This is a genomic window from Janibacter sp. RAF52 (genome assembly GCF_052114035.1).
Taxonomy (GTDB): domain Bacteria; phylum Actinomycetota; class Actinomycetes; order Actinomycetales; family Dermatophilaceae; genus Janibacter; species Janibacter hoylei.
Genome location: NZ_JBFRDY010000003.1, coordinates 197,753 through 214,686, shown reverse-complemented (window position 1 = coordinate 214,686; position 16,934 = coordinate 197,753). Strand labels below are relative to the sequence as shown.

Sequence of the window (16,934 nt, the reverse complement as noted above, 5' to 3'; positions counted from 1 at the left end):
ACCCCCCGGTTGCCGGGAGTCAGCCTCGGCGCCGACACCGAGCTTCAGGACGACACTCCGTCGGTGCGAGACAGAGCTGGTCATGTTGCCCGGAGACCGGGCAAGATGACCGCGCCCGCCGCAACTCCGAGGAGGATCGATGACCGTGAACCGCTTCGTCGTGGCGCTGACCGCCGCGAGCGTGACCTTGACCCTCCCCTTGGGCAGCGCGCAGGCGGCGAACGTGCAGGACCTGCCACAGCACTACAGCACCCCCGGGGCGCACCTGCGGGGCGGCCAGACGACGCTCGTCTCCAGATTCTGGGGATGGGGGCCCAGCGGGTCCTCGGACGTGGTGTACGTGGTCGGGGACAGCATGGCCGGCCAGATCGCCCACCCGGTACACCTGGCCTTTCCCTCGGTGAGGGTCAAGCCTCGAACGAAGGCCTCGACGCCCTTCCGTCTCCCCGCGACCGACGACAGCGAGTGGGCACGCTACTCGCGTGCCGTCCTGGACCAGATGGTGGCGGACGAGCGGGAGGGCAAGGACGTCGTCGCAGTGTTGTCGATGCAGAAGGGGACCGCCGCGCAGCGACGGACGACGATCCGCAAGCTCACGGCCTACGGCATCGAGGTCCGGCAGGTGACGTCCACGCCTCTGCCGACCGACGGCACGCGGCCCGGGCAGGACTGGACGATGAAGAGCACCGGTTCAGGCCGGTGGTGGACCGTGACCGCAGGGCGGGCGACGGGCACGACAACCGTGGACCTGCGCGGGATCGTCGCCAGACCGGCCACGGGCGGGCGCTACAAGGGGGTCGTCAACGGCTCGCCCGTCTACCGGGAGGGCAGCCACGTGACGGTCGCCTTCGCCGACCGCACGCTGACCTGGCATCTGGCGAGGAAGCTCGGCCTCTGACGTCGTCCCGGCGGAGCGTCAGGGCACGAGGTAGTCGCTGTCGCGTGCGTCGGTGATGGCCATCATCCCGGGCGCGTGCCCGATGGCGAAGGGGGGACGAGACTCCATGATCGCGGCCTGCGGGGTGACTCCGCAGGCCCAGAAGACCGGCACCTCCCCGTCGCGGGCGGGCACCGGCTCACCGAAGTCCGGCGCGGCCAGGTCGCGGATGCCGAGCGCGGCCGGGTCGCCGACGTGGACCGGCGCACCGTGGACGGCGGGGTATCGCGAGGTCACCCGGACCGCGGTCGCCACCTGGTCGGCCGGCATCGGCCGCATCGACACCACGAGCGGCCCGCCGATCGAGCCGGCGGAGCGGCACTCGCGGGTCGTGGCGTACATCGGGACGTTGCTGCCGACCTCGATGTGGCGCACCGGCGCACCGGCCTCGAGCAGGGCCGCCTCGAAGGTGAAGCTGCACCCGACGAGGAAGGCGACGAGGTCCTCCCGCCACACGTCGCGCACGTCGGTCACCTCGGCGACGAGCTCGCCGTGCTCGTAGACCCGGTACCCCGGCAGGTCCGTGCGCAGGTCGCCGTCGAAGATCGAGCAGCTCACCTCGCCGGGCTCGGTGACGTCGAGGACGGGGCACGGCTTGGGGTTGCGCTGGGCGAAGAGGAGCACGTCGTAGGCCTGCTCGCGGGGGACCGCGATGAGGTTGGCCTGCGTCCAGCCGGCGCTCCAGCCGGAGGTCGGGACGGACAGCCCTGCGCGAAACCGGGCGCGGGCCTCCTCGGGGGTCAGGGTTGCCGGGTCGAGGTCAGCCATGGTGGGTGCTCCCTTCGAGGACGAAGCGCAGGTGCTGCCCGGGTTGTGCCTGCGCGGCACGCCCGATATCGGCGGTGACGACGACCCCGATGACTGGATAGCCGCCCGTCACCGGGTGGTCGGCGAGGAAGAGGGTCGGCTGACCGGTGGGCGGCACCTGCAGGGCGCCGGGCACCATCCCTTCGCTCTTGAGCTCGCCCTCACGGGCCCGCTCCAGCCGCGGTCCGGACAGTCGCATGCCGACGCGGTCGCTCTCGGAGGTGACCTCGTAGGTGCCGCCGAGTAGGGCCTCCACGGCGCCGGGGGCGAACCAGTCGTCGCGGGGTCCGCGCACGATCCGCAGCCGCACCTCGCCGGTGGTCGGCGCCGCGACGGGCGCCACGTCGACGAGCGGCACGCCGGAGGGTGCCCCTCCCACGGGCAGCACGGTGCCGGGCAAGGGCACGGCCGGGCCCAGCCCGGCGAGGGTGTCGGTGGATCGTGAGCGCAGCACCGGCTCCACATCGATGCCACCGCGCACGGCGACGTAGCTGCGCAGGCCGGCCGTCGCCGCCCCCAGCCGAAGGGAGGCCCCGTCCGGGAGCCAGGTGACGGCTGCGTGTCCGACGGGCCGCCCGTCGATGGTCATGGGCGTCGTGGCACCGGTGACGACGACCCACATGCCCCCGCGCGCCCGCACCTCCAGCCCGCCGAAGGTCACCTCGAGGGCGGCCGTCGCCTCCGGGTTGCCCAGCAACCGGTTGGCGAGGCGCAGCGAGCCCGGGTCCGCGGCCCCGGAGCGGCCCACGCCGAGCCCGGCGAGCCCGACCCGGCCCAGGTCCTGGACCGTCGTCTGCGGCCCGGTCGCGACGACCTCCAGCGCCCGCGGGGCGCTCACGACGTCACCTCGACGTAGCGCACGGTGGTGCCGGGCACGAGCAGCGCGGGCGGCTCGCGCCCGATGTCCCACACCTCGAGCGCCGTGCGACCGATGAGCTGCCAGCCCCCCGGGGACTCCCGGGGGTAGACGCTGGCGAACTCGCCGGCGATGGCCACCGAGCCCGCCGGGACCCGGGTGCGCGGGTTGTCGCGGCGGGGGACCCGCAGCCGATCGTCGCCGCCGACCATGTAGCCGAAGCCCGGCGCGAAGCCGCAGAAGGCGACCGTCCACGGCGTTGCAGTGTGCGCCTCGACGACGCCTCGCTCACCCAGCCCGGTCAGGCGACCGACGTCGGCCAGGTCCTCCCCGTCGTAGACGACAGGGATCTCGACCTCACCGGCGGCGGCCCGGCTGTGGGTGCCCACGGTCAGGGTGGACACGGTGCGGGACAGACGCTCGACGTCGGTACGGGCCGGGTCGAGCGTCAGCAGGAGGGTCGCGGCGGCCGGCACCATGTCGACGACCCCGTCGGGCAGGTCCTCGTCGAGCTGGGCGTAGAGCGAGAGGACCTCCTCGAGGACACCTAGCTCGACGAGCAGCGCGGTGTCGCCGGCGGGCAGCAGCTTCATGCGGCCTCCCCGACGAAGGGGGTGAGCCGCACCCCGGCCTCCTCGAGACCGGCACGCACGCGCCGGGCGATCTCGACGGCACCGGGGCTGTCGCCGTGCACGCACAGCGACCCGGCTGGGGCCGGGACCACCGTCCCGTCGACGGCGACGACCTCTCCCTTCGTCGCGAGGCGGACGCACCGCTGCGCGATCTCGTCGGGGTCGTGGAGCACGGCGTGGGCCTCGCGCCGCGAGACCAGGGTGCCCTCGGGGGTGTAGGCCCGGTCGGCGAAGGCCTCGCCGACGGTCGTCAGACCGGCCTCGCCGGCGAGTCGCAACCAGGCCGAGCCGGGCAGGCCGAGGACCGGCAGCGTCGGGTCGTACTGCACGACGGCCGCGACGACCGCGGCGGCCTGCTCCTCGTGGTGGACGATGGCGTTGTAGAGCGCGCCGTGGGGCTTGACGTAGCGCACCCGCGTCCCGGCGACCTTGGCGAAGGCCTCGAGCGCGCCGATCTGGTAGAGCACGTCATCGGTCAGCTCGGCCGGCGCGATGTCGATGAAGCGCCGGCCGAAGCCGGCCAGGTCGCGGTAGCCGACCTGGGCCCCGATCGCGACGCCCCGCGCCGCCGCCCCCTCGCAGCTGTGCCGCAGGACGGTGGGGTCGCCGGCGTGGAAGCCGCACGCGACGTTGGCGCTCGTCACGACGTCGAGCATCGCGTCGTCGTCGCCGAGGGTCCAGCTGCCGAAGCTCTCGCCGAGGTCGGCATTGAGGTCGATCTGCATCATCTGCTCCTGTCGTCGTACGTCTCGGCCGGTCCTGCGGCTCACTGCTCCCAGAGGTCGAGGATCCCGCTGAAGGACTCGTAGCCGAGGTAGATCGTCAGCAGCCACACGGCGAGCCCGACGTAGGCCAGGACCTTGGGGTAGCGGTAACCGCCGAGCAGGCCGCGGCGCATGAGCGCCACCCAGATGAGGATGCCTACCTCGCGCACAACACGGTGATCGTCGACCATCTCGAGGCCGGGCGCCACGATGCGGCGGAGCAGGCCCTGGGCGAGTACCTCGACCAGGCCGAGGCCCAGCTGCTCAGCGCGCTGAGGGCCTCGGTCTGATCCAGCTCGTCAGCTGGCGGTGGCCCCCGCTGCGTGCGCGGCGCGACTGCGAACGGCGAGGAGACCACCCCCGACGAGCGCCGAGACGAGCGAACCCAGCAGCACGCCGATCTTGACGTGCTCGTCGGCGACGCTGGCCGCGCCGTAGGCGAGCTCGCCGACGAGGAGCGAGACGGTGAAGCCCACGCCGGCGACGAAACCCATGCCGATGATGTCCGGCCAGCGCAGGCTCTCGTCGAGCTCGAAGGCCGGCAGGCGACTCAGCGCGAAGGACGTCAAAGTGATGCCGACCGGCTTGCCGATGAAGAGGCCCGCGATGATGCCGAGGGTGATCGGGTCCTGCATGGCCGTGCGGAAGCCCTCGAGCCCGCCGACGGTGACGCCGGCCGAGAAGAAGGCGAAGACCGGCACGGCGACGAGGGTCGTGAAGACCCCCCACTGGTCGGCCAAGTAGGCCGTCAGGCCGTCGTAGACCGGCGTCCCGTCCTCGTCGGTCGAGCTCTGCACCCGAGCCCGCTGGGTGGCGACGACGGGGACGGTGAAACCGAGCAGCACGCCGGCGACCGTGGCGTGGATCCCCGATGCGTGGACGAGCGCCCAGGTCAGCACGCCGAGCGGCGCGAGCAGCCACCACGTGATGACGCCGCGCTGCACGAGCACCGCGAAGACCGCGAGGGGCACGAGGGCGAGCAGCAGCCACTGCAGGTGCAGGCCCTGCGTGTAGACCACGGCGATGATCGTGATGGCGATGAGGTCGTCGACGATCGCGAGGGTGAGCAGGAAGACGCGTAGCGCTGGGGGCAGGTAGCGCCCGACCACGGCCAGGACCGCGACCGCGAAGGCGATGTCGGTCGCGGTCGGGATGGCCCACCCGCGCATCGCGCCCTCCGAGTCGGACGAGACCGCGATGCCGGCGAAGATCAGGGCCGGCACGGCGACACCGCCGAAGGCAGCGGCGATGGGCAGGGCCGCCTGCCGCGGGTCGCGCAGCTTGCCCGCGACGAACTCCTCCTTGAGCTCCAGCCCGACGACGAAGAAGAAGATCGCGAGCAACCCGTCGGCGGCCCACTCGCCGATCGTCAGGTCGAGGTGCAGGGCGTGGGGGCCGATGGTGAAGTCACGGACCGAGGTGTAGAGGTCGGTGGCGGGGGAGTTGGCCAGGAGCAGGGCCACGACGGTGGCGGCGAGCAGGAGCGCGCCGCCGACGGCATCGCTCTGGGCGGTGGCGTGCACGCCGCGCCACAGCTCGTGGGGAGCCAGACGGCTCGTGGATCGGGGGGACTGGGACATGGGTGGGACCTGTCTGGTGGAGGAGAGGTGGGCTGCCTGTCGGCGCCCGTCGTCGCAGGGCGCCTCAGCCGCTCGGCGGAGGGCAGCCAGCGATCTCCCCGTGGGCATTGGTGCCCCACGTGCTGATCCAGCCGTTGGTCCCGGGGTGGCGCACCGTGCGCATGTGCGCACGCATCCGGGCCGCCTGGGCCAGCAGGCGGGGGCGCGTAGCGTCGCGCGACTCGGGACCGGTCACGGGGTGAGTCTATAGAGCGACGAAGGGAGGTGAGCGGCGGACTCGCCGCGGTCACCTCCCTTCGTGCTCGTGCCTCCGGTCAGCGACCGCAGGCGTCCAGCGCCGCGGACTCCTCGGCGATTGCCTCGGAGCCGTAGTCCTCCGGCTCCGACTCCGGGATGTCGCGCCCGTGCAGGGAGGCACCGGCGGTCTCCTTGACGAAGAGCATCGCGATCATGCCGATGACGCAGGCGCCCATCATGTAGGCCGCAGGGAACTCGAGGAAGCCGGTGCCCTCGACGGCGGCCTCGTTGACCGACGCCGCCGTGCCACCGAAGGCGGCCGTGAAGACGTTGTAGGTCACGGCGAAGCCGGCGAAGCGCACGTGCGCGGGGAACATCGCGGGGAAGGTCGCCGAGATCGTCGACAGCTGGGGGATGTACAGCAGACCCAGCACCGCGAAGCCGACCATCGCCCCGACGAAGCCGGTGCCCATGAGGAAGTACATCGGCAGCGCGAAGACGAAGAGGCCGATGAGCGAGAACCACCACATGGGGCGGCGTCCGACGATGTCGGAGAAGTGCCCGGCGAAGGGGATGACCATCATCATCAGCACCTCGCCGACGATGATGACGACGAGCGACTCGGTCTCACCCATACCGATCTTCGTGCCGAGGTAGGTCGGCATGTACGTCAGCAGCGTGTAGTTGACGACGTTGAGCGGGATGACCAGGCCGGCCATCGTCAGCATCGGCTTCCAGTACTCGACCATGAGGTCGCGCAGACCCCTGGTCGCGGAGTCCTCGCTCTCGCCGGCCTCGTCGAGCTCCTCGTAGACCGGGGTCTCGTCGAGCTTGGAGCGCAGGTAGAGGCCGATGGCACCGAGCGGGCCGGCGACGAAGAAGGGCAGACGCCAGCCCCAGTCCTCCATGGCGGCCTCACCGAGGACGAGCTGGAGGACGAGCACGATGCCGGCACCGAGGGCGAAGCCACCGAGCGTGCCGAACTCGAGGAAGCTGCCGTAGAGGCCGCGTCGCTTGTCCGGGGCGTACTCGGCCATGAAGGTCGCGGCGCCGCCGTACTCACCACCGGTCGAGAAGCCCTGGATCAGGCGCAGGATGATCAGCAGGATCGGCGCGCCGATGCCGATCGTCTCGTAGGTGGGCAGCAGACCGATGCAGAAGGTCGCGGCCGACATCATGATGATCGTCATCGCGAGGACGCCCTTGCGACCGAGCCGGTCTCCGAGCGGGCCCCAGAAGAAGCCGCCGAAGGGACGGGCGATGAAGGAGACGGCCAGCGTGGCGAGGGTCAGCAGCGTCTCGTGCTCGCCGGGGAAGAAGTGGTGCCCGATGTACGTCGCGACGACGGCGTAGGCGCCGTAGTCGTACCACTCGGTGGCATTGCCCATCGCGGAGGCGGCGACGGCCTTGCGGATCGTGGGACGGTCGGGCAGGTCCTCGAAGGCCACGCCCCCCGCGCCTTCGGACGCGGGGTCACCCGCGGTGTTCTGCGTGCTCATGGATCTCCTAGGGTTGATCTTTTTCCGCGCAGGCGCGGCTTGGCACGTTGCTCGACGTTACGGAGATCCACTTCCTGCCGCCATCCGAAACGCCGTGACCAGCGGGTGGAAGCGGTGTCTCAGGTTCCGGATTGCGGGTCCTTGCGACGCCACCTGAAGACCCGGCGGTGGATCGCGATCGGCGCGACGAGCGCGGTCGTCGTGGCGGTCGCGAGGGGGACGAGCACGAGGTAGAGGCCGCGCTGGAAGGAGTCCCGGCACCCGGCGAGTGCAGGATCCTCGAAGAAGGCCCTCCTGCAGGTCGACGGCGCGCACGGCCGTGCGCTCGAGGGGTGCCTGCCACGGAGCGTGGTCGGCGTGCGGTCCGGCTGTAGAGTCGTCCATGCTGCCCATCTACCCCATCGCAGGTGGATCATGCCGCCCGGTGCATGTCACGCGGGGCGGGGGTAGGAGCGTCTGACGTGACCACGAGAGGAGCACACCATGCCCGAGCGGACACCAGGCCCGAGCGTCAAGGACGACGAGCTCTACGAGGAGCTGCGCGACGACGGAGCGAGCAAGGAGAAGGCCGCCAGGATCGCCAACGCCGCGGCCAACAGCTCACGCTCCGAGGTCGGGCGCCGCGGCGGAGAGTCCGGGTCGTACGACGACTGGAGCGTCGACGAGCTGCGCGAGCGCGCCAGAGAGCTCGAGATCGAGGGGCGGTCGTCGATGGACAAGGCCGAACTCATCAACGCTCTGCGTCACCACTGATCCCGTCCTCGTCGGGAGAGCGCGAAGGGGGGCGGACCGCACCGGGTCCGCCCCCCTTCGCCCGGCCGTTGCCGGGGGAGTGCTCAGTCCTCGGTGAGGACCGGGTACACGCCGTTTTCGTCGTGGACCTCACGACCGGTGACCGGCGGGTTGAAGACGCACGCGCAGTGGATGTCCTCCTCGACGGTCACGGTGTGCTTGTCCGCGTCGTCGAGCATGTACATGACACCCGGCTCGAGGATGTACTCCTCGCCGGTGTCGCGGTCGAGGAGCGTGCCCTTGCCCTGGTAGACGTAGACCGCCTCGACGTGGTTGGCGTACCAGAACTCCGAGGACGTCCCGGCCTTGAGGATCGTGATGTGGAAGCTGAAGCCGACCTTGTCCTTGGCCAGCACCATCCGGCGGCTCTGCCAGTTGCCGTGAGTGACGTCGTACTCGGTGCCGTCCAGATCGTTGACGTTGAGGACCTTCATGCGGATCTCCTTGTCTCGTGGTGCAGTTCGGTGGGGCGAAGGGGGGTCAGGCGCCGGTGCGAGCCGGCGCGCCGAGGACCTCGCGGGCCGCGTCCTCGAGCTGGTCGAGACCCGCAGCCATCTCCTCCTCGGTGATGGTCAGCGGTGGCATGACCTTGACGACCTCGCTGGACGGACCGGAGGTCTCGACGAGCAGCTTGTGGGCGAAGGCCGCCTTGGCGATCTTCTCGGCGACCTCCTTGTCGGCGAAGGCGACACCGGAGAGGAGGCCGCGACCACGCAGCTCGCTGCCCTCGGCAAGGCCCGCGAGGACCTCGAGGCGCTCGCGCAGCTGGGCCGTGCGCTCGGCGACGTTGCGCTGCAGCGTGTCGTCGGTCCAGTAGGTGCGCAGCGCCGTGGTCGCGGTGACGAAGGCCGGGTTGTGGCCGCGGAAGGTGCCGTTGTGCTCGCCGGGCTCCCAGTCGTCGACCTCGGGCTTCATGAGCGTGAGCGCCATCGGCAGGCCGTAGCCGGAGATCGACTTGCTCAGCGTGATGATGTCGGGGTCGAGGCCGAAGGGCTCGAAGGAGAAGAAGGTGCCGGTACGGCCGCAGCCGGCCTGGACGTCGTCGATGATGAGCAGGACGCCGTGCTCCTTGCACAGGCCCTCGAGCTCCTTGAGCCACTCGCCCCGGGCCGCGTTGAGGCCGCCCTCGCCCTGGACGGTCTCGACGATGACCGCGGCGGGCAGGTTGTGACCAGAGCCGCTGTCGGCCCAGATGCGCTTGAGCCAGGCGAAGTCGGAGGTCTCGCCGACGATGTAGTCGTCGTAGGGGGCCGAGGTCGCGTGGTAGAGCGGCGTGCCGGCACCGGCCCGCTTGAAGGCATTGCCCGTCACGGCGAGCGAACCGAGCGTCATGCCGTGGAAGGCATTGGTGAAGGAGACGATCTCCTCGCGCCCGGTCACCTTGCGCGCGGTCTTCAGCGCCGTCTCGACGGCATTGGTGCCGGTCGGGCCGGGGAACTGGATCTTGTGGGTCATGCCGCGCGGCTCGAGGATGACCTCGGTGAAGGTCTCGAGGAAGTCGCGCTTGGCCTTGGTGTGCATGTCCATCGAGTGCGTCACGCCGTCACGGGTGACGTAGTCGAGGAGAGCCTGCTTGAGCACATCGTTGTTGTGCCCGTAGTTGAGTGCGCCTGCACCAGAGAAGAAGTCGGTGTAGACCTCGCCGTCCTCGGTGGTCTGGTGCACGCCCTTGGCCGTGTCGAAGATGACCGGCCAGTTGCGGCAGTAGGAGCGCACCTCGGACTCGCGCTGGGTGAAGATCTCGGTGGCGGGGTTGGTCATGTCAGGGATCCTTCCTCGAAGGGAGTGTGTGGGGAGCTGTCGTGGCGGCCGGGTCAGAACGGTCCGATGCGGTGCAGCACCTCCGGGTCGTGCCCTTCGTCGGGGAAGTGGGCCTTCACGAAGAGGTCGGTCTCCTCGTGCTGTGCGTCACGAATGCGGGCGAAGCGGGCGAAGAGGGCCCGGGAGGCCGCGTTGTCGTCCGTGATGGTCGTCTCGAGCATCGTCACGTCGGGGACCTGCTCGGCCAGGTGGTCGAGCATGCGGCCGGCCAGCCCGTGGCCTCGCTGGTCGGCGTCGACGGCGACCTGCCAGACCATGAGCGTCTCGGGGGAGTCGGGCCGGACGTAGCCGCTGACGAAGCCGACGACGGCACCGTCGCGCTCGGCGACGACGCTGGTCGCGGCGAAGTCGCGGGCCCACAGCAGGTAGGCGTACGACGAATTGAGGTCGAGCGTCTGCGAGTCACGGGCGACGCGCCACATGGCACCACCGTCCTCGACGGTCGGCCGTCGCAGGACGAAGGGGGAGTCGGTCGAGTGCGGGTCTGGGTCAGCGGTCACCTGTTGCAACCTAACGTGACCAGCCCACAGATCAAGTCAGCATGCCCCAAGGTGGGCGAATTCGCTTGTGCCACAAGAGGGTTCGTCGATTCGTGATCCCGACCACCCGGGACGAAGGGGGGAGTGGCCCCCGTCACCCGGTGGCCGCGGCGACCCGATCGACGGCCTCGGTGAGCAGCTCGGGAGAGGTCGCGAAGTTCAGCCGGGCGTGGCCCTCGCCGGCTCCGAAGGGGAGGCCCGACATGAGGGCGACCTTCGCCGTCGTCGCCAGGTGACGCGCCGGGTCCGGCCCGAGGTCGAGGGCCCGCAGGTCGAGCCAGGCGAGGTAGGTCGCCTCGACGGGTCGCCAAGTGGCTGCCGGCAGGCGCTCGGCGAGGAGGCGGGCGAGCAGGGCCCGGTTGGCATCGAGGTCGGCGATGAGGTCCGCGAGCCAGTCGCGGTCCTGCTCGAGGGCGACGGTGTGCAGGCGCACGGCCAGGTGGCTCGTGCCGTAGGGCAGCCCGTCCGGCAGGGCGGCGACGACGTCCCCGGCGGCGGACCCACTGACGATGCCGGCCGCCTTGACCCCGAGGAGATTCCACCCCTTCGCCGCGGAGAAGACGGCGAGCCACGACTGGGTCTCGGGCAGGGCCAGCGCAGGAGTCCAGGTCGCCCCCGGCAGGACGAGCGGAGCGTGCACCTCGTCGCACACGACTCCCACGCCGTGCCGGTCGGCGACCTGGGCCACCGCGCGGAGCTCATCCGGCGTCGGGACCGTGCCGGTGGGGTTGTGGGGGTTGGCGAGGAGGAGCGCGCCCCGCCCTTCGCGCCCCATCGCCTCGTCGAGCGCTGCAGGGTCGAGCCGGCCCGTCGGGCCGAGGGGCACGGTCACGAGGCGACGCTGCGACTCGAGCACGGTCGAGTGGAAGGGCGGGTATACGGGGACGGTGATGTACACGGGGTCGCCCGGTCTCGTCAGCGCGCACATGGCCGCCCGCATGCCCGTCATGACGTCGGCGACCGGGCGGGTCAGCGCCGGGTCGACCGCGGCCCCGTACTCGGTGTAGAAGGCGGCGACTGCCTCCATGTACGCGGCGTTGACGGGGTAACCGGTGTCACCGTCACGGGCGATCCGGCTCAGCTCCTCGACGACCGCGGGGGAGGGCATGACATCCATCTCGGCGATCCACAGCGGCAGCACGTCGGGGGCGTACTGCCGCCACTTGATGCTCGTGCGCCGGCGCAGGGTGGTCTCGTCGAGGGTGAGCAGGCGTGGTCCCATGCCTCCACTCTGGCACCCGGTGCACCGCCTACGCTGGACCGGAGGCCCGTGGCCGTCGACATGATCGGAAGGAGTGACACGTGCGCCCAGACCTACCCGACGAGGCACCGGAGACGCGGGTGGACTCCGACGACCTCGGCGAGGGCGAGGACGAGTACGCCGACGCATCCGGTGTCGCTCACCCGCCGCCACGCCGAGACGCCTCCATGACCCTGCTCACGTCGATGCTCGAGCGTCCACTCGACCCCGGGTACCAGGCCGCCGCCGACCGACGGGTCGCACGTGGGCTGCCGGCGAGCGCCGGGAGCAGGCGGTGGGTGCTCTTCAGCTGGCTCCTCGTCATCGGTCTGGTCGTCGGCATCAGCACGGCCGAGCTGCGCGGGCGCGACGGGGCACGCGCTGCTGCACGGGCGGACCTGATCCGCCAGATCGAGGACCGTCAGGCCAGCGTCGAGACCCGCGACACCCGTGCGCGAGCCCTCCAGCAGGAGGTCGACACGGCGACGGCCCAGCTCGACCCGGACCTCGTCGGGACCCAGCGCGAGGAGCTCGACGCCCTGCGGGTGGAGAGCGGCCTGGCCGCGGTGCAGGGGCCCGGTCTGCGGATCACCCTCGACGACGCCCCCGGCGCCCAGCGCAGCGCTGACGGCGACCCGCGGACGGGTACCGATGCCGAAGGGAGGGTCCAGTCCCGCGACATGCAGATCATCACCAACGGTCTCTGGGCCTCGGGGGCGGAGGCGATCACCGTCAACGGGCAGCGACTGACCTCCAGGACGGCCATCCGGTTCGCCGGCGAGGCGATCCTCGTCAACTTCCGACCGCTGACGCGGCCGTACACCATCGAGGCGATCGGCGACCCCACGCAGATGCAGACCCGCTTCGCCGAGGGCAGCGCCGGCTCGTACCTCACCGGCCTGCGCAACAACTACGGCATCCAGACCTCGCTGACCGCGCAGCAGGAGCTGGACCTGCCGAGCGCCGTCAACGTCAGCACCCGGCTGGCCGACGTCATCCCGCGCGGTGGCACGGTGCCCGAGGAGACCCCACTGAAGAAGGAGACCAAGTGATCCCCGCCCTGGGACTCGTGGCCGGGATCATCCTCGGTCTCGTCCTGCAGCCCGACGTGCCGATCTGGATGCAGCCCTATCTCCCGATCGCCGTCATCGCTGCGCTCGATGCCGTCTTCGGTGCCGTCCGGGCCACGCTCGACGGGATCTTCGACGACAAGGTCTTCGTCATCAGCTTCCTGTCCAATGTCGTCGTGGCTGCCTTCATCGTCTTCCTCGGTGACCAGCTGGGCGTCGGGTCGCAGCTGTCGACCGGCGTGGTCGTCGTCCTCGGTGTCCGGATCTTCTCCAACGTCGCCTCCATCCGGCGACACCTCTTCAAGGCATGACGGGCTCGCGGGACGAGGCCGACGAGTCGGCCCCGGAGCAGCTGTCGGTGAGCGCGTGGCGGCGGGTCTACCTCATGGCGCGGCCCCGAGCGACCCGGGCCAATGCCTTCGCCCTCCTGCTCGCCTGCCTGCTGGGATTCGCCATCGCCACGCAGGTCCGCCAGACGCAGGCCCAGGGGTTGGAGGACCTGCGCCAGGACGAGCTCGTGCGCATCCTCGACGACGTGACCCAGAACGGCGCACGGCTCGACGACGAGATCGCCGAGCTCGAGGCGACCCGTGACGGCTTGGCCGACAGCGACGCCACCTCGCCGGAGGCGATCGCCGCGGCACAGGAGCGTGCCGACACGCTCGGGATCCTTGCGGGCACCGAGCGCGCCACGGGTCCGGGGATCCGTCTGCACATCGAGGACGGCGACGGGCAGGTCGACGCGGCGGTCCTGCTCGACACCATCCAGGAGCTACGCGATGCCGGCGCCGAGGCCATGCAGATCGGTGACGTGCGCATCGTCGCCAGCACCTGGTTCAGGGACGCCGACGGTGGCGTCGAGGTCGACGGCACCACCGTGACCGGCCCCTTCGACATCATCGTCATCGGGGACCCGCAGACGATGAGCTCGGCGATGGAGATCCCGGGCGGCGTCTCGGAGTCGGTCCGCAGCAAGGGCGGCGACGTGACGATCACCGAGTACCAGTCGATCAACGTTGAGGCGTTGCACACCGATTCGTCACCTCGTTACGCTCAGCCCGTCCCGGAGCCGACCGACGGCTCGAACTGATCCGGGCTCGATGAGGAGAGAGATGAGCGACGCGACCTACCCCGAGGACCTGAGGTACACGAGCGACCACGAGTGGGTGCGCGACGCGGGGGAGGGCACGGTCCGGGTAGGCATCACCCACTACGCCCAAGAGGCACTGGGTGACGTCGTCTACGTGAGCCTCCCGGCGGTCGGCGACACGATCGAGCCCGGCGACTCCTGCGGTGAGGTCGAGTCGACGAAGTCGGTGAGCGACCTGTACGCACCGCTCGGCGGCACGGTGACGGCCGTCAACGAGGCGCTCGACGCGACGCCCGAGCTGGTCAACTCCGACCCCTACGAGCAGGGGTGGATGTACGAGCTCAAGCTCGCCGAGGGTGCGGACACCTCCGGTCTGCTCGACGCGGCCGGCTACCGGGCCGAGATCGGCTGACGTCTTTTGCACGACCGTGACCGGCCCGATGTCGGGCCGGTCACGTACGCTTGATCACGCACACGACAGGAGGAGCGCTGGATGAGCGGCAACGAGGCCAACAGGCCCGCACGGCAGGACCCGGCGACGCAGCAGTTCACGGGCGTCGACAGCGGACTGCCGGCGGAGATCCCCGACTCCGACTACCACCTCACGCGTGAGGAGCAGGCGACCGTCGACGCCCTGCACCCGGGCACCGCGCTCCTGATCGTCCTGCGCGGCCCCAACACCGGCGCGCGCTTCCTCCTCGACGACACCGAGGTGACGACCGGTCGCGGCCCAGAGAGCGACATCTTCCTCGACGACGTCACCGTCTCGCGCAAGCACGCGGTCTTCTCCCGCGAGGACCAGGGCTTCGGCGTGCGTGACGTGGGCTCGCTCAACGGCACCTACGTCAACAAGGAGCGCATCGACCAGACGAGTCTGCGCACCGGTGACGAGGTCCAGATCGGCAAGTTCCGCCTCGTGTACTACGCCAGCGCCGCCAGCTGACCGTTGACCGACGAGCGGCTCGGGATCGGTGCGCTCATCGCCCGGCTCCAGGGCGAGTTCCCCGACGTCACGATCAGCAAGGTGCGCTACCTCGAGAGCGAGGGCCTGCTCTCGCCGGAGCGGACCCCCTCGGGCTATCGCAAGTACACGGTGGCCGACGTCGAACGTCTCCGCTTCGTGCTGTCCGCACAGCGCGACCGCTTCTGGCCGCTGAAGGTCATCCGCGAGCGTTTGGACGCTCTCGACCGCGGTCTGGAGGTCGGGCACGACGGTGACGTCGCCCCGCCGCCACGTCCTCAGGCCGAGCGCCCCGACCGGCTGGCGGCACGCGCTGGGCAGCGGCCCCTGCGGTTGACCGCGATCGAGCTGCAGCACGCCGCGGACATCGACACCGGGACCTTCCGCGAGCTCGTCTCGTACGGCCTGCTCCCCAAGGGACGCGACCACTTCGACGCCGACGACCTCGGAGTGGCCCGGGCCTGCGGGTCCCTGGTCGCCGCAGGCGTCGACGTCCGACACCTGCGGCCCTTCAAGAGCGCCGCCGAGCGCGAGGTCAGCCTCGCCGACCACGTCCTCGGCCAGCAGGCCCTGCGCGACCGGGGTGCGGCGGCGGCGGGTCTCGACGACGCGACGGTCCGCCGGCAGGTCCTCGAGGACTGTCTGGAGCTGCACGTCGCCCTGGTGCGTCGAGGCCTTGACTCCACCCCGTGACCGGAGGGATACGGTAGGAGGGTGAAGCCGCTCGACGTCCTCGGTGTCCGGGTGGAGATGCCCACCTCCCAGCCGATCGTGCTCCTGCGGGAGCGCGACGGAGGTCGACACGTGCCGATCTGGATCGGCGCGGCGGAGGCCACCGCGATCGCCTACGCGCAGGAGGGCATCGAGCCGCCACGACCCCTGACCCACGACCTGCTCGTCGACGTCATCGCCGCGGTCGGTCGCGAGCTGACGACGGTGCGGATCGACGCGGTGCTGGAGGGCGTCTTCCACGCGACCCTCGTGCTCGACGACGGGACCGAGATCTCCTCCCGTACCTCCGACGGCGTGGCCCTGGCCCTGCGGACTGGCGCGCAGATCGTCGCCACGGACGCCGTCCTCGACGAGGTGGGCATCGAGTCCTCCGACGAGGAGGAGGACGAGGTCGCGAAGTTCAAGGAGTTCCTCGATGAGGTCTCACCCGAGGACTTCGAGGCACCCGACGAGGACCCTCCGGCGACCTGAGCGGACCGGGCCGCGACGAGATCGTTACCGACACGCGGGCGCCCCGCACGGCGCGGATGTTTGACGCCTCACGCCCCCCGCCGTAGCGTCGAAGACACACCGGTACGACACCGGTGTCATTCCCAACCGTCATCGGCTGGGACCGACGGCTAGGTGGGAGGGCGCAGTGGACGCCACGAGTGACGAGAGCAGGACCCCGGTCCGCGCCCAGGGCGTGCTCTTCGACGACGACCTGCCCGAGCTGTCCGAGGACATCGGCTACCGCGGGCCGGCTGCGTGCAGCGCCGCGGGCATCACGTACCGCCAGCTCGACTACTGGGCCCGGACCGGCCTCGTCGAGCCCTCCGTGCGAGGTGCGGCAGGCTCGGGGAGCCAGCGGCTCTACGGCTTCCGCGACATCCTCGTCCTCAAGGTCGTCAAGCGACTGCTCGACACGGGCGTCTCCCTCCAGCAGATCCGGGTGGCCATCAAGCACCTGCGCGAGCGCGGGGTCGAGGACCTCGCCCAGATCACCCTGATGAGCGACGGCGCGAGCGTCTACGAGTGCACCTCCGCTGACGAGGTCATCGACCTCGTCCAGGGAGGGCAGGGCGTCTTCGGCATCGCCGTCGGTCGCGTGTGGCGTGAGGTCGAGGGATCCCTGCTCGAGATCCCGAGCGAGCGCATGGGCGGCGACGACGCCGCCGACTCCGGCCCCACGGAGATCCCCGGCGACGAGCTGTCCGCCCGTCGCCGCGCCAAGCTCGCCTAGAGCGCGACGACCGGCGGCACGCTGATAGCCTGAGCGCGCTGCTCACCCCACGGGGGAGAGTCCTCGCGGATCACCGCGGGGCGCCGAAGGGGCAAACTCCCCGGAACCTCTCAGGCGCCAGGACCTCGTGGATCAGGCACCTCTGGAGCGTGCGC

General features: G+C 70.8%; 23 protein-coding genes and 1 riboswitch. Of the genes, 10 read left to right on the top strand and 13 right to left on the bottom strand.

The features are described 5' to 3' along the window. The first annotated feature begins 139 nt into the window (after window positions 1-139). Window positions 140-898, top strand: a complete 759-nt coding sequence (locus AB4Y78_RS05545) for a hypothetical protein (protein ID WP_441713213.1) — start codon at window positions 140-142, stop codon at window positions 896-898. Between the two features lie 18 nt (window positions 899-916). Here AB4Y78_RS05545 and AB4Y78_RS05540 read toward each other — a convergent pair whose 3' ends face one another. The 9 genes from AB4Y78_RS05540 to AB4Y78_RS05500 form a co-directional block, all read right to left on the bottom strand. Continuing rightward, window positions 917-1,705: a putative hydro-lyase gene (locus tag AB4Y78_RS05540; protein WP_441713212.1), complete on the bottom strand. Its 789-nt coding sequence runs from the start codon at window positions 1,703-1,705 to the stop codon at window positions 917-919. Beyond that, a complete protein-coding gene (locus AB4Y78_RS05535; RefSeq protein WP_265229457.1) occupies window positions 1,698-2,582 on the bottom strand; it encodes a biotin-dependent carboxyltransferase family protein in 885 nt (294 codons plus the stop codon). Before AB4Y78_RS05535 ends, AB4Y78_RS05540 begins: the two co-directional genes overlap by 8 nt. Then, entirely contained in the window at window positions 2,579-3,193 is a 615-nt protein-coding gene (locus AB4Y78_RS05530; RefSeq protein ID WP_259910512.1) for a 5-oxoprolinase subunit B family protein, read from the bottom strand. The genes AB4Y78_RS05535 and AB4Y78_RS05530 overlap by 4 nt, the downstream gene beginning before the upstream one ends. Continuing rightward, complete coding sequence (locus tag AB4Y78_RS05525; RefSeq protein ID WP_387355626.1) at window positions 3,190-3,960, bottom strand: LamB/YcsF family protein; 771 nt, start codon at window positions 3,958-3,960, stop codon at window positions 3,190-3,192. Before AB4Y78_RS05525 ends, AB4Y78_RS05530 begins: the two co-directional genes overlap by 4 nt. Before the next feature lie 38 nt (window positions 3,961-3,998). After that, window positions 3,999-4,139, bottom strand: coding sequence for a hypothetical protein (locus AB4Y78_RS05520; protein ID WP_265229454.1), 141 nt, complete (start codon window positions 4,137-4,139; stop codon window positions 3,999-4,001). A 156-nt stretch (window positions 4,140-4,295) separates the two neighbouring features. Next, window positions 4,296-5,576, bottom strand: a complete 1,281-nt coding sequence (nhaA, locus tag AB4Y78_RS05515) for a Na+/H+ antiporter NhaA (RefSeq protein ID WP_441713211.1) — start codon at window positions 5,574-5,576, stop codon at window positions 4,296-4,298. 64 nt (window positions 5,577-5,640) lie between these two features. Then, window positions 5,641-5,811 carry a hypothetical protein gene (locus AB4Y78_RS05510; protein WP_306513230.1) on the bottom strand — a complete coding sequence of 57 codons (171 nt, stop codon included), beginning with the start codon at window positions 5,809-5,811 and terminating at the stop codon, window positions 5,641-5,643. A 79-nt stretch (window positions 5,812-5,890) separates the two neighbouring features. Further along, window positions 5,891-7,312, bottom strand: a complete 1,422-nt coding sequence (locus tag AB4Y78_RS05505; protein WP_441713210.1) for an MFS transporter — start codon at window positions 7,310-7,312, stop codon at window positions 5,891-5,893. Between the two features lie 119 nt (window positions 7,313-7,431). Further along, a complete protein-coding gene (locus AB4Y78_RS05500) occupies window positions 7,432-7,728 on the bottom strand; it encodes a DUF6328 family protein (RefSeq protein WP_441713209.1) in 297 nt (98 codons plus the stop codon). A 67-nt stretch (window positions 7,729-7,795) separates the two neighbouring features. Here AB4Y78_RS05500 and AB4Y78_RS05495 point away from each other — a divergent pair, with 67 nt between their 5' ends. After that, a complete protein-coding gene (locus tag AB4Y78_RS05495; RefSeq protein ID WP_007926580.1) occupies window positions 7,796-8,065 on the top strand; it encodes a DUF7218 family protein in 270 nt (89 codons plus the stop codon). 83 nt (window positions 8,066-8,148) lie between these two features. On the opposite strand, the gene AB4Y78_RS05490 is transcribed toward AB4Y78_RS05495, so the two are convergent. The 4 genes from AB4Y78_RS05490 to AB4Y78_RS05475 all read right to left on the bottom strand — a co-directional run bounded on the left by AB4Y78_RS05490 (window position 8,149) and on the right by AB4Y78_RS05475 (window position 11,686). Beyond that, entirely contained in the window at window positions 8,149-8,538 is a 390-nt protein-coding gene (locus AB4Y78_RS05490; RefSeq protein WP_007926581.1) for an ectoine synthase, read from the bottom strand. Window positions 8,539-8,584: 46 nt separating this feature from the next. Further along, entirely contained in the window at window positions 8,585-9,865 is a 1,281-nt protein-coding gene (ectB, locus tag AB4Y78_RS05485; RefSeq protein WP_441713208.1) for a diaminobutyrate--2-oxoglutarate transaminase, read from the bottom strand. Window positions 9,866-9,918: 53 nt separating this feature from the next. Next, the gene (gene ectA, locus AB4Y78_RS05480; RefSeq protein WP_007926585.1) at window positions 9,919-10,425 is read right to left on the bottom strand and encodes a diaminobutyrate acetyltransferase; all 507 of its coding nucleotides are present in this window, start codon (window positions 10,423-10,425) and stop codon (window positions 9,919-9,921) included. A 133-nt stretch (window positions 10,426-10,558) separates the two neighbouring features. Beyond that, window positions 10,559-11,686 (bottom strand): MalY/PatB family protein, encoded by a 1,128-nt coding sequence (locus AB4Y78_RS05475; protein ID WP_441713207.1) that lies wholly within the window; start codon window positions 11,684-11,686, stop codon window positions 10,559-10,561. A gap of 80 nt (window positions 11,687-11,766) precedes the next feature. On the opposite strand from AB4Y78_RS05475, the gene AB4Y78_RS05470 reads away from it, so the two are divergent. From AB4Y78_RS05470 to AB4Y78_RS05435, 8 genes are all read left to right on the top strand, one after another. Further along, entirely contained in the window at window positions 11,767-12,756 is a 990-nt protein-coding gene (locus AB4Y78_RS05470; RefSeq protein ID WP_128277091.1) for a DUF881 domain-containing protein, read from the top strand. After that, on the top strand, window positions 12,753-13,085 hold the full coding sequence (locus AB4Y78_RS05465; protein ID WP_007926593.1) for a small basic family protein: 333 nt from the start codon (window positions 12,753-12,755) through the stop codon (window positions 13,083-13,085). The genes AB4Y78_RS05470 and AB4Y78_RS05465 overlap by 4 nt, the downstream gene beginning before the upstream one ends. Then, window positions 13,082-13,864: a DUF881 domain-containing protein gene (locus tag AB4Y78_RS05460; RefSeq protein WP_259910601.1), complete on the top strand. Its 783-nt coding sequence runs from the start codon at window positions 13,082-13,084 to the stop codon at window positions 13,862-13,864. Before AB4Y78_RS05465 ends, AB4Y78_RS05460 begins: the two co-directional genes overlap by 4 nt. Before the next feature lie 22 nt (window positions 13,865-13,886). Continuing rightward, window positions 13,887-14,276: a glycine cleavage system protein GcvH gene (gene gcvH / locus AB4Y78_RS05455; RefSeq protein WP_007926598.1), complete on the top strand. Its 390-nt coding sequence runs from the start codon at window positions 13,887-13,889 to the stop codon at window positions 14,274-14,276. 81 nt (window positions 14,277-14,357) lie between these two features. After that, the gene (locus AB4Y78_RS05450) at window positions 14,358-14,807 is read left to right on the top strand and encodes an FHA domain-containing protein (RefSeq protein ID WP_007926600.1); all 450 of its coding nucleotides are present in this window, start codon (window positions 14,358-14,360) and stop codon (window positions 14,805-14,807) included. 3 nt (window positions 14,808-14,810) lie between these two features. Then, a complete protein-coding gene (gene ftsR / locus AB4Y78_RS05445) occupies window positions 14,811-15,518 on the top strand; it encodes a transcriptional regulator FtsR (RefSeq protein WP_441713204.1) in 708 nt (235 codons plus the stop codon). Window positions 15,519-15,539: 21 nt separating this feature from the next. Further along, window positions 15,540-16,028: a bifunctional nuclease family protein gene (locus AB4Y78_RS05440; RefSeq protein WP_441713203.1), complete on the top strand. Its 489-nt coding sequence runs from the start codon at window positions 15,540-15,542 to the stop codon at window positions 16,026-16,028. Window positions 16,029-16,194: 166 nt separating this feature from the next. After that, the gene (locus AB4Y78_RS05435; RefSeq protein ID WP_007926617.1) at window positions 16,195-16,779 is read left to right on the top strand and encodes a MerR family transcriptional regulator; all 585 of its coding nucleotides are present in this window, start codon (window positions 16,195-16,197) and stop codon (window positions 16,777-16,779) included. Between the two features lie 42 nt (window positions 16,780-16,821). Further along, a riboswitch (glycine riboswitch) is annotated at window positions 16,822-16,915 on the top strand. The last annotated feature ends 19 nt before the right edge of the window (window positions 16,916-16,934 follow it).